This is a genomic window from Bacillus sp. JJ1764 (genome assembly GCF_036962145.1).
Lineage (GTDB): Bacteria > Bacillota > Bacilli > Bacillales > Cytobacillaceae > Neobacillus.
This window is the reverse complement of sequence record NZ_JBALNY010000049.1, coordinates 27,062-39,380: the sequence shown is the minus strand read 5'-3', so window position 1 is coordinate 39,380 and position 12,319 is coordinate 27,062. Positions and strand designations below refer to the sequence as shown.

Sequence of the window (12,319 nt, the reverse complement as noted above, 5' to 3'; positions counted from 1 at the left end):
GGATAAAGTAATCCACATTTATTCATTTTTTCATTTTTTCATTCGCGTTATTTTATGTAAATATTCCAAATGTGTGCAAGTTAATATTTATATTTTTAGGAGGGGTTTACAATGTCTGTCGATAACCATCAGTTTGTGATCTCAAAAGAAGATTGGTCCCTCCACCGTAAAGGCCACGATGACCAACAACGCCATCAAGAAAAAGTCCAAGAGGCTATTCGTAACAACCTTCCCGACCTCATCACAGAAGAAAGTATTATCATGTCTAACGGTCGAGATGTGGTAAAAATTCCGATACGTTCTCTGGACGAATATAAAATTCGATATAACTATGATAAAAATAAACACGTGGGCCAAGGTGAAGGTGACAGTCAGATAGGGGATGTAGTCGCACGTGACGGTTCTAGTGCTCAGAAAGGTCCAGGAAAAGGGCAAGGAGCCGGGGATCAGGCTGGCGAAGATTATTTTGAGGCTGAAGTATCTTTAATGGAACTGGAAGAGGCATTATTTAAACAATTAGAACTGCCCAATCTGAAAAAGAAGGAAGATCAAGAGCATTTAGTCGAAAACATTGAATTCAATGATATTCGCAAAATTGGTCTAATGGGTAACATCGATAAAAAGCGGACGATGATGACAGCCTTCAAACGAAATGCGATGAGTGGCAAGCCTGCTTTTCATCCTATTTACAAAGAAGATTTAAAATTTAAAACCTGGAATGAAGTCGTAAAGCCTGATTCGAAAGCAGTGGTGCTGGCGATGATGGATACGAGCGGATCGATGGGGATCTGGGAAAAATATATGGCCCGTAGCTTCTTCTTCTGGATGACAAGGTTTTTACGAACAAAATATGAAACAGTAGAGATTGAATTTATTGCCCATCATACAGAGGCCAAAATAGTCTCCGAAGAAGATTTCTTCTCAAAAGGGGAGAGCGGCGGTACGATTTGTTCATCTGCCTACCGCAAAGCACTAGAAGTTATTGATTCAAAATATAACCCGCGTAAATACAATATTTATCCATTTCACTTTTCAGACGGTGATAATTTGACCTCGGACAATGCCCGCTGTGTTAAACTTGTTGAAGAACTAATGAAAATCTCCAATATGTTTGGCTACGGTGAGGTCAATCAATATAATCGCCATTCCACCCTGATGTCAGCTTATAAAAATATCAAAGACGAACGCTTCCGTTATTATATCCTCAAACAAAAAGCAGATGTTTTCCATGCGATGAAGAGCTTTTTTCAAAATGAAGAAACGGAAATATATGTATGACAAACGGCAGGTGCCAGGCACCTGTCGTCTTTTAATAATTTCTTTCTATCACAAAATTGGCCATATCGCCGCGGAAGATGGTTTTGGAGTACTCGATTACCGTCTCGTCGCTGGCATGGGCATATGTTTCTAATGAGAAGCAAGGAGATCCTTCTTGAATATGTAAGATCTCCGCAATATCCTGTTCTACTGCCGCAATTTCTAAATATTCCACGGTGCGTTTTACTTTCAAGCGAAATTGTCTTTCCAGTAAATGATATAACGATTTCTCACAATCCTCTTGATTTAAACCAGGAGTAATTTTCCAAGGTAAAAAAGCAATTTCATATTGGAGCGGTTCATCATTTACATATCGTGCTCTCTCAAGCTTGTTAATAGGATCCCCTTCATTTAGATCAAATATCTCTGCCAGAAACGAATCAGCTGGAATAACTTGAAGGTTCAGCACTTTAATTAAAGGGTTTTTCCCCTGCATGGCGATTTGCTCAGTGAAAGTTTGAACAGTTGAAGTTAGCTTTTGTTTGACTTTGTTATTTGAAACAAAAGTCCCTCGCCCCTGCTGTCGATATACATAACCTTCCGATACTAATTGCTGCAGCGCGGTTCTGACAGTCGTTCTGCTAACCCCATAAATCTTGCAAAACTCAGCTTCCGTAGGGAGTTGGGTATTCGGTTTATATTCACCAGCTTTGATTAGGCTAATAATCGCATCTTTTACTTTTAAATGCAGGGCACTTTCATCATTTGAAAAATCCATCGTAAATCCCCCTTGTACTATCTAATATCATTTATAACACAAATTGTAAAAAGGAGCCATACATCAAAACAATTTGTAATAACAAATTAAAATATGTATTGCATATTTATCGAATTGTTATTACAATTAACTTACCTTAAGGTGAAAACGTATTCAATAATTTATTGGAGGTAGAAAATGAAAATCTTACTATGTTGTTCAGCAGGAATGTCTACAAGTTTATTAGTTTCAAAGATGGAGGCATATGCAAATGCAGAAGGAATTGAATGTAAAATTTGGGCAGTAGGGGCAGCCGATGTGCAAAGTAACTTGGAACAGGCTGATGTTCTTTTACTTGGCCCGCAAGTACGTTATCTTTTGACTCAACTGAAAAAAGCTGGTGAAGCTAATGGAATTCCCGTAGATTCTATTAATCCGGTACATTATGGACTTTGCAACGGGGAAGAAGTGTTAAAGCATGCTATCCGATTAATTAAAGGGGAATAAAGAGATGATGAACTTTATTGATAAATACATTTTGCCGTATGCAGGGAAACTAGGGAACAATAGACATTTATTAGCGATTAGGGATACGTTGGTTGGAATGCTAGCCATTACAATGGTGGGTTCCTTTGCCGTGCTATTCAACAATATCGGAGGAATTTTTAAACCTTATGGTCGCATGATGGAAGCTATGTTCGGGAAAAACTGGACCACACTAGGCGGGGACATCTGGTGGGGAACAATGGCATTTCTTACTGTTTTTGCAGTATTTGGTATTGCGAACAGACTTGCGAAGTCCTACGGGGATGAAGGATTTGAAGCAATGTTTGTTGCTGCAGCAAGCTTCTTCTTATTAATCCCACAAGTTGCGAAAGTTGACGGGGTCAAAGATCCCATTTGGGGCTTGATTGGTCAAAGTTACTTTGGAGCAACAGCTCTTTTCACTGGAATTATCGTGGCATTAGCTGCAACAGAGATTTTTGTGAGACTTTCAAAAGTAAAATATATGGTTATTAAACTACCAGAAGGCGTACCGCCACAAGTTGCCCGGTCTTTTGCGAAACTGTTACCAGGTATGCTAACAATCTTTCTATTTGGTTTATTTGGAGTCATCTTCCGTCATTTAACACACGATGTTTATTTTAATGATTGGCTAGGAAAAGTATTGGTTGCGCCATTAACGAAAGCAGCAGACTCATTACCATTTGCAATTTTAATTACCTTATTGATTCATTTCTTCTGGTCTATTGGTTTACATGGTGACAACATTATTGATGGTATCAAATCGCCGTTATTACAAAAATTAGGCACAGATAATATTGACTTATACGCAAAAGGTGTAACGGATTATCACCAATATCATGTTTTAGCAGGGAACTTCTATGATGCCTTTGTAAACTTGGGCGGATCCGGAGCAACATTAGGACTAATCATTTCATTATTTATTCTTGCAAGAAAACGTCAAAAACAAATGGTAGCGTTAGGACTTCCTCCTGGAATGTTCCAAATTAATGAACCGGTTATTTTCGGTATGCCGATCGTACTAAATCCAATTTGGTTGATTCCTTTTATCGCTACTCCGGTTATTTTAACAACTATTGCTTATCTGGCTATCGAAACAGGGTTGGTTCATCCGGTTGTTGCTAATATTCCTTGGGTTACACCAGTAGGTTTAAATGGTTTCTTGGCAACGGGAGGCCATATTTCCGGAGCAGTCCTTTCAATTATCAATTTAATCATCTCGATTTTTATTTATATGCCATTTGTTTATATGCAAGGCAGAATTGAATCGAAAAAGATAAACGACCAAGCTGAAAAGGTGTCATAAAAATTTTAAGGTGGTACATCATGGACAAAGAAAAAATATATGAAATTTCATTTCAATTAATCTTGCACAGCGGAAATACTAGAAGCTTGGCAATGGAGGCACTTTACGAGGCAAAGGCCGGAAATTTTGTAGAGGCTGAAGCAAAAATTCGTGAGGCGGAACAGGAATCTGTTAAAGCGCATCACTTTCAGACTGACTTAATTCAAGGGGAAGCTAGAGGCACAAAATATGATATCCCGATAATCCTGATTCATGCACAGGATCATCTGATGACTGCCTTGACGGTAATGGATTTGGCCAAAGAGTTTATAGATTTATATAAAAAGATATTATAAAAGGGGTTCTAGAAATGACTCAAGTAAAAGGCATCAAAATCGCCACCATTGGTGGCGGTTCTAGTTATACACCTGAACTAATTGAAGGATTTATTAAACGCTATTCAGAATTACCAGTAAGTGAAATCTGGCTTGTAGATGTTGAACAAGGAAGAGAAAAGCTCGAGATTGTTGGTAATTTAGCCAAAAGAATGGTGAAAAAAGCAGGTGTTCCCATTGAAATTCACTTAACATTGAATCGCAGAGAAGCCTTAAAGAATGCTGACTTTGTGACAACCCAATTTCGTGTCGGCCTATTGGATGCTAGGGCGAAGGATGAGCGCATTCCATTGAAATATGGCGTTCTAGGCCAAGAAACCAATGGACCTGGAGGGCTTTTTAAAGCACTTCGAACCATTCCAATTGTACTGGAAATTTGTCGTGAAATGGAAGAACTTTGCCCAGATGCCTGGTTGATCAATTTTACAAATCCAGCAGGAATGGTCACCGAAGCTGTATTGCGTTACAGTAACATTAAAAAAGTAGTTGGCTTATGCAACGTTCCTATTGGAATGGAGGTGGGGGCAGCAGATTTATTACATGTAGAACCTGAACGGGTAAGAATCAATTTTGCGGGTTTAAATCATATGGTCTATGGCTTAGATGTGTTTGTCGATGGCATCAGTGTAAAAGAAAAGCTGATTGATTTATTGTCAGACCCCGAGAATACGGTTACAATGAAAAATATCCATGCTATGGGCTGGGAGCCCGGCTTCCTAAAAGCACTGAATTTATTCCCATGTCCTTATCATAACTATTACTATAAAACAAAGGATATGGTGGATGAGGAATTAAAGGCTGCTGAAGGCGGCGGTACTCGTGCTGAAGTAGTTAAAAAGCTTGAGGGAGATCTTTTTGAGTTATATCGTGATCCCAATTTGGATATTAAACCACCACAGCTAGAGCAACGCGGCGGTGCTTATTATAGTGATGCTGCATGCCGCTTGATTCATTCTATTTATACGGATAAACGAGATATTCAGCCGGTCAATACAAGGAATAACGGCGCGATTGCAGGAATTCCGCATGATTCTGCGGTAGAAATCAGCTGTGTGATCACTAAGGATGGTCCAAAACCAATTGCTGTTGGTGAACTGCCAATACCCATCAGAGGTTTAATTCAAACGATTAAGTCATTTGAAAGAGTTACTATTGATGCTGCAGTTACCGGAGACTACAACACGGCTTTATTGGCGTTGACCATTAATCCATTGGTAGGATCCGATAGAATTGCCAGACAAATTCTGGATGAGATGCTAGAAGCCCATAAGGAGTATTTACCACAGTTCTTTAAAAGCGAATAATAGGTGTTAAAAAGGTAGCTAGCTAGTTGCTAGCTGCCTTTAACGTACTAATGGAGGTAGAGGATATGATTAAATTAATTATGAATGCAGATGATTTCGGCTATAGTCGCGGAGTAAACTACGGGATCATAGATAGCCATCTATTAGGAATTGTCAATTCTACAACCATGATGATGAATATGCCTGGGGTAGATCACGCTATCGAACTTGCAAAACGCCATCCTAGCCTACAAGTAGGCATTCATTTAGTACTAACATGTGGAAAACCTCTTTTAAACGACGTACCAACATTAGTTGATGCTGCCGGTAATTTTAAAAAGTTATCTACGCTTGGTGAGGCAGATCTGTCATTGGCTGAACTTGAGAGAGAATGGGAGGCACAAATAGAGTTGTTTTTAAACAAAGGCCTAAAACCAACCCACCTGGACAGCCATCACCATGTTCATACACGGGATGAGCTTTTACCTGTGGTACAAAAACTCGCGAACAAATATGATTTGCCAGTACGCACCAATGGCCTGGAGCCGATAAAAGGAGTAAAGCCGTTTACAGATGCGGCCAACTTTGATTTTTACGGAAATGAAATAACCGAAGAATCACTCATACAATTAATGAGGAAAATCGAAGATGGAACTACTGTTGAAATCATGTGCCACCCAGCTTATGTGGATAATGAATTACTCAAAGGATCTTCCTACAACACAGCAAGGCTAAGAGAACTTGAAATCCTCGTTAATATAAAACTTCCGGATTATGTTGAATTAGTGTAAGAAAAAAACGGCAGGTATCTGATACCTGCCGTTTCAATTTATTCAATTGAAAGTATTCCCTTTTCCCCTTGTGCTGCCTTTCCACGCTTTTTAATGTTCAATTTAGTTAAGTTCGTGAAAACTACTGGAGTAACAATAGAAGGAACGGCAACTTTGATTTTTTCAATATCAAATTTCAGCAGTTCTTGTCCTTTTGTTACCTTTTGTCCTTCCTTAACTGATAATTCAAAACCTTCGCCATTTAAATTCACAGTATCTAAACCAACATGAATCAGAATTTCATACCCTTGCTCTGATTTGATACCGATGGCGTGCTTGGTTGGGAAGACACTTACAATTTCACCGTTTACTGGGGATACAACTAAACCTTTAGATGGTAAAATTCCAAATCCGTCACCCATCATTTTTTGTGAAAAGACTTGGTCAGGTACCTCAGAAATAGGAATAATTTCGCCCTCTACTGGCATTACAAAATCTTTTTCAGTCAAAGGCTGAAGATTATTCGTATTGATTGTAAAATTGTCATTCGCAACATCAGTTACAAGTGAAACAGCATTAACATCGATACGTTTCATCGCATCCGCAACAAATTCGACCTCTGTGCCAACAACAACCTGAAGATTTGATTTATTTAATTTCATAATTCCTTTTGCACCATGTGCTTTAAGAGCAGAATCATTTATCTTGTCCATATCCTTGATTGTTAAACGAAGACGAGTCGTACAGTTATCGATCGTATTAATATTATCTCTGCCGCCGATATCATGAATAAAGTGAGCGGCCATCACTTCATATTTGTTCCCACCCGTAACAACAGGAGCTGTACCCGTTTCTACCATTTCATCGTCGTCTTCACGGCCGGGTGTCTTTAAATTAAAGGCTTTAATCAAGAAGTAGAATAACACGAAATATACAGCACCGAAAACCAGCCCTACTATTAACAATAGTACTGGCTTTTCAGCAATATTAAAGTTTAAAGCATAATCCATGAAACCTGCTGAAAAGGTAAATCCATCTCTAATGCCAAGCATGGAGGTGATCACCATAGAAAGACCAGTTAAAATAGCGTGAATTCCGTATAAAAGTGGAGCAATAAACATAAATGAAAATTCGATTGGTTCGGTAATACCTGTTAAAAAGGAAGTTAATGCCACACCAATAAACATCCCGGAAACTGCTTTTCTCTTTTCTGGCTTAGCTGCGGCAATAATCGCGAATGCTGCTGCAGGAAGACCAAACATCATGATTGGGAAGAATCCGGTCATGTAACCTCCTGCATGTGGATCCCCCGCAAAGAAACGAGCGATATCCCCAGTTTTTCCACCATATTCGCCAAATTGGAACCAAAACAAACTGTTTAATACATGGTGAAGTCCAAGTGGGATCAATAATCGGTTTAATAACCCAAAAATACCTGAACCGATGGCACCTAAGCTGATCAACCAATTACCCAGACCATTGATGCCATGTTGGATTGGCGGCCAAACAAATCCGCAGATACCAGCTAAGACCACCATAGCAACAGCCGTGATAATTGGAACAAATCTTCTGCCACTAAAGAACCCAAGCCACTCAGGAAGTTTTATATCACGGAAACGGTTATATAACAATCCGGCGATGATCCCTGCTAAAATACCACCCAGAACGCCCATATTAATATCTTTATCAATTGCTTTGGTGCCTTCTGTTAAGACCAAATAACCAATTGCACCTGACAATGCCGCGGCACCATTGCTATCTTTAGCAAATCCAATCGCTACACCAATCGCAAAAATTAATGCCAGGTTCGCAAAAATGGCGTTTCCGGCATTTGCGATAAAAGGAATATTTAATAAATCGGGTTGTCCAAATCGAAGCAACAATCCAGCAGCTGGCAAAACTGCGATAGGCAGCATCAATGCTTTACCAATTCGTTGTAAAAAGCCTAACATAACATTTTCTCTCCTTTAAAAATAAAATGATGAAAGCGTTTTTCCTGTTTCACTATAACACCTAGTCATATAGATGTCTATACCAATATTTTTAAAAAGTAAAATGAAACTATAAATAATTAGGCGATCTGCCAATAAAATAAAGGATATTTACTAAAAATAATTAATTAATTTAATTGGTATAGACAACTAGAATTTATCAATGCTAATATTAGATATATAACAGAAAGGAAGTTAAGAAAATGATTCCTAAATATAATTCTATTTTACTTAAAGGTATGAAGATTTATACAGAAGATCAAACAATCGAAAAAGGATATATCAAAGTTGAAAATCAGAAAATAATGGAAATGGGATCTATAGCTAATCTAACTAATGAGGATGGTTTGAAGGTCATCGAAGTGCCGGAATATTTTCATGCAGTTCCAGGCTTTATAGACGTTCATATTCATGGTGTCAACGGTGCTGACACGATGGATGCTACGACAGAAGCAATTGATACGATGGCAACCTCACTACCCAGAGAAGGCACAACAAGCTTTTTAGCAACAACCATGACACAAGAAGCTGCAAAAATTGAAGCTGCTATTGTCAATGCTAGTAATTACATTGCGAGGCAGCCAACCAATGGTGTTGCAGAGGTTGTAGGGATTCACTTGGAAGGACCATTTGTAAACCCAAAAATGGCAGGAGCGCAGCCAGTTCAACATATTACAGAACCTGATCTAACTTTATTTAAGAAATGGGAAACTCTTTCGAATGATACGATAAGACTTGTAACAATTGCTCCTGAACAACCAGGTGGTTTAGAGTTAATTCGTTATTTAAAAGAAAAGGGGATTATCGCTTCTATCGGACATACTAATGCAACCTACGAGGATGTGGGGAGGGCTATTGAGGCAGGTGCTAACCATGTAACCCACCTTTTTAACCAGATGAGAGGACTGCATCACCGTGAACCTGGGGTAGTTGGGGCAGCATTCTTACGTAAGGAACTAGTCGCAGAACTGATCGTTGATGGCATTCACGTACACCCAGAAATGGTAAAACTAGCATATCTACAAAAGCAGAGTGAAGGATTAATTTTAATAACAGATTCGATGAGAGCAAAATGTATGAAAAATGGTCAATATGATCTGGGCGGCCAGGAAGTGACAGTAAAAGATGGAAAAGCAACTTTAGCAGATGGAACTCTAGCAGGCAGCATTTTAACACTGGGTCACGGTGTGAGAAATATGATGACCTATTCAGGCTGTTCCTTACATGAAGTTATCAAAATGGCTTCTGTCAACCCAGCAAAACAATTAAAGATGTATGATCGAAAAGGCAGTTTAACAGTAGGGAAAGATGCTGACATCGTTATCCTTGATAAGCAGATGGAAGTAGCAATGACCATTTGTCGAGGGAAGATTGCATTTGATTAGGAGGAAGTACAACATGAAGATTATTGAAGTGAAAGATTACATGGAAATGAGCCAAAAAGCTGCTGAATATATTATTGAAAAAGTATGTAACCAACCAAACATTAAACTTGGTTTGGCCACAGGAGGAACTCCTGTCGGTATGTATAAAAAATTAGTTGAGGATCATCAGAAAAATGGAACCTCTTATAAAAAGGTTATGACTTTTAATTTGGATGAATATATCGGACTAAACGATGACAATAAAAACAGTTATCGGTATTATATGAATGAAAATTTATTTAATCATATCGATATTGATAAGAAGAGGAATACATTTATCCCTCGAGGTGATATAAAAGACTATAATGAAGAGTGCCTTCGCTATGAAGACCTAATTGATAAACATGGTGGAGTGGATGTGCAAATTCTTGGTATTGGAAATAATGGGCATATCGGTTTTAATGAACCAGGGACCTCCTTCCAATCTGTAACTCATGTAGTTAATTTAGCATCATCAACGATTCAAGCAAATGCAAGATTTTTTGAACGCATGGAAGAAGTGCCAACACAAGCAATAACCATGGGGATCTCCACCATTATGAGAAGTAAAGAAATACTTTTATTAGTTTCAGGGGAATCCAAAAATCAGGCCCTGCATTCCTTATTAAATGGGGAAATCACAGAAAGTTTCCCGGCATCTATTCTCAAAAATCACCCATGTGTTACAATAATTGCAGATAAAGCGGCAATTGCAGGGCTGAAAATTCATAATTGATCGGAACGTAGTCAGCGGACAGTCTCCCAAAGATTGTATAATTGCCGAGAGTTAATGGAGAAAGGTGTCAAACGAGAGTATGATTGATAAAAATTCCCCCATCCCACTTTACTATCAGCTTGAAGAGCATATTAAAGAATTAATTGAAAAGGGCGAGTTAAAACCGGGAGACTCATTACCCCCTGAGCGGGAATATGCGGAACTGTATAAAATAAGCAGGATGACTGTAAGACAGGCCTTTACTCAATTGGTAAATGAAGGATATCTTTTTCGTTTACAGGGAAAAGGAACTTTTGTGGCCGAGCGGAAAATTGAACAGCCTCTTCAAGGATTAACAAGCTTTACAGAAGATATGAAAGCAAGGGGATTAGAGCCGGGGAGCCAATTAATTCATTTTGAAATCATTCCGGCACCGAGTCAAGTTGCTGCCCAGTTGTCGATACCTGAATTTGGACCTGTGTATGAAATTAAACGGATCCGTTTAGCTGACGGGGTACCAATGGCATTAGAAACGAATTATATCTCGGCCAATCTTATTAAAGGACTAACCGAGGAAATTGTCAATAAGTCCCTTTACTCTTTTATTGAAGAAAATTTAAAATTGACAATTAACCATGCTACACAAGTCATTGAATCAACAATTGCCAATCAAAATGAAGCAAAGTTATTAAAAATAAAAAAAGGGGCACCTGTGCTATTTATACAAAGAAATACCTATTTAAAAGATAGTACTCCAGTGGAGTATGTTAAATCTTTATACCGTGCTGATCGGTACAAATTTATGATACAAATGAAACGATAAAACAGGTGCACATGCATCTGTTTTTTTGGTTTTTATCACGTTTATTTCCATTTATACTTTCTTTGAAATGATGAAAAATAATGAAGCAAGACATTATTGAAAAGGGAGGTATTACGAATGATAAAAAAATCAGCAGTTATTTTGCTAACATCTATGCTTTCAATTGGGCTTGCGGCATGTAATAACAATGATAAAAATAATATTAACGATACAGGCAATAGGTTTGGTATGAATTCCAATAATAGGAATGACAATTTTGTTGACGTCCGTAACGATCGATTTAATATTGATCATAATGGGCCACTGACAGAGGATTATCGGAATAGAGGCCGTGATGATGATGATGATGATGATAATCTATTTAGGACTGGCACTAATCGTCATGATATGATTTCTGCTTATCAAACGACCTTAAATAGTGATCAATATCCGCATACACAGGCAGTGGTGGTTAAAGATGCAAAATATTCTTTTGTTCCGATTGGTTCAAATCAGAACAGTTGGGTGCCATCCGGTATTTTTCAGCAAATTCAGCCATATTTACCTAATGTAAATATGCCGCAACAGGCCCAGCCAGCACCAGCTCAGCGAGCGCCGCAGCAAGTTGCACCAGCACCAGCTCAGCGAGTACCACAGCAAGTTGCACCAGCACCAGCNNCAACACAAACTACGCCGGCACCACAACAACCGGCTCAAAAGAATACTGCAACAACAGCTGGAATAAGTCAATTTGCCCAACAGGTTATTAATTTGACAAATGAGCAGCGCAGTAAAAATGGTCTACCAGCACTAAAGGCAGATACTCAGTTAAGCAGTGTGGCACAGAAGAAAGCTGTAGACATGCAACAAAACCATTATTTCTCACATACCAGTCCAACTTACGGGTCACCATTTGATATGATGAGGGATTTTGGGGTTACGTATAAAGCGGCCGGAGAAAATATTGCCCAGGGACAACGGACACCACAAGAAGTGGTAACAGCATGGATGAATAGTGAAGGCCATCGAAAAAATATCCTAAGCAGCAATTTTACCCATATAGGAGTGGGATATGAATCAGCTGGGAACCATTGGTCTCAAATGTTTATTGGAAAATAAAACAAAATCGGCGGGCT

Annotated in this window: 12 protein-coding genes; 10 read left to right on the top strand and 2 right to left on the bottom strand. The window is 38.7% G+C overall.

The window, feature by feature from the left end; genetic code table 11:
* The first annotated feature begins 111 nt into the window (after positions 1-111).
* Complete coding sequence (yhbH, locus tag V7083_RS07955) at positions 112-1,278, top strand: sporulation protein YhbH (RefSeq protein ID WP_335476852.1); 1,167 nt, start codon at positions 112-114, stop codon at positions 1,276-1,278.
* A 31-nt stretch (positions 1,279-1,309) separates the two neighbouring features.
* On the opposite strand, the gene V7083_RS07950 is transcribed toward yhbH, so the two are convergent.
* Entirely contained in the window at positions 1,310-2,035 is a 726-nt protein-coding gene (locus V7083_RS07950; RefSeq protein ID WP_335476850.1) for a GntR family transcriptional regulator, read from the bottom strand.
* 177 nt (positions 2,036-2,212) lie between these two features.
* Between V7083_RS07950 and V7083_RS07945 the strand changes: the two genes are divergently transcribed.
* The 5 genes from V7083_RS07945 to chbG all read left to right on the top strand — a co-directional run bounded on the left by V7083_RS07945 (position 2,213) and on the right by chbG (position 6,293).
* Positions 2,213-2,521: a PTS sugar transporter subunit IIB gene (locus V7083_RS07945; protein ID WP_335476848.1), complete on the top strand. Its 309-nt coding sequence runs from the start codon at positions 2,213-2,215 to the stop codon at positions 2,519-2,521.
* A gap of 4 nt (positions 2,522-2,525) precedes the next feature.
* Positions 2,526-3,845, top strand: coding sequence for a PTS sugar transporter subunit IIC (locus V7083_RS07940; protein WP_335476846.1), 1,320 nt, complete (start codon positions 2,526-2,528; stop codon positions 3,843-3,845).
* Between the two features lie 20 nt (positions 3,846-3,865).
* Positions 3,866-4,180, top strand: a complete 315-nt coding sequence (locus tag V7083_RS07935; protein ID WP_335476844.1) for a PTS lactose/cellobiose transporter subunit IIA — start codon at positions 3,866-3,868, stop codon at positions 4,178-4,180.
* A gap of 14 nt (positions 4,181-4,194) precedes the next feature.
* Entirely contained in the window at positions 4,195-5,523 is a 1,329-nt protein-coding gene (locus tag V7083_RS07930; RefSeq protein WP_335476843.1) for a 6-phospho-beta-glucosidase, read from the top strand.
* A gap of 65 nt (positions 5,524-5,588) precedes the next feature.
* Positions 5,589-6,293, top strand: coding sequence for a chitin disaccharide deacetylase (gene chbG, locus V7083_RS07925; RefSeq protein WP_335476842.1), 705 nt, complete (start codon positions 5,589-5,591; stop codon positions 6,291-6,293).
* Between the two features lie 38 nt (positions 6,294-6,331).
* Here the strand turns inward: chbG and nagE are convergent, their stop codons facing one another.
* Positions 6,332-8,224, bottom strand: coding sequence for an N-acetylglucosamine-specific PTS transporter subunit IIBC (nagE, locus tag V7083_RS07920; RefSeq protein WP_335476841.1), 1,893 nt, complete (start codon positions 8,222-8,224; stop codon positions 6,332-6,334).
* Positions 8,225-8,466: 242 nt separating this feature from the next.
* Here nagE and nagA point away from each other — a divergent pair, with 242 nt between their 5' ends.
* From nagA to V7083_RS07900, 4 genes are all read left to right on the top strand, one after another.
* On the top strand, positions 8,467-9,648 hold the full coding sequence (nagA, locus tag V7083_RS07915; RefSeq protein WP_335476840.1) for an N-acetylglucosamine-6-phosphate deacetylase: 1,182 nt from the start codon (positions 8,467-8,469) through the stop codon (positions 9,646-9,648).
* A gap of 13 nt (positions 9,649-9,661) precedes the next feature.
* Positions 9,662-10,402: a glucosamine-6-phosphate deaminase gene (gene nagB / locus V7083_RS07910; protein WP_335476839.1), complete on the top strand. Its 741-nt coding sequence runs from the start codon at positions 9,662-9,664 to the stop codon at positions 10,400-10,402.
* A 79-nt stretch (positions 10,403-10,481) separates the two neighbouring features.
* Complete coding sequence (locus V7083_RS07905) at positions 10,482-11,204, top strand: GntR family transcriptional regulator (RefSeq protein WP_335476838.1); 723 nt, start codon at positions 10,482-10,484, stop codon at positions 11,202-11,204.
* Between the two features lie 117 nt (positions 11,205-11,321).
* A complete protein-coding gene (locus tag V7083_RS07900) occupies positions 11,322-12,302 on the top strand; it encodes a CAP domain-containing protein (protein WP_335476837.1) in 981 nt (326 codons plus the stop codon).
* The last annotated feature ends 17 nt before the right edge of the window (positions 12,303-12,319 follow it).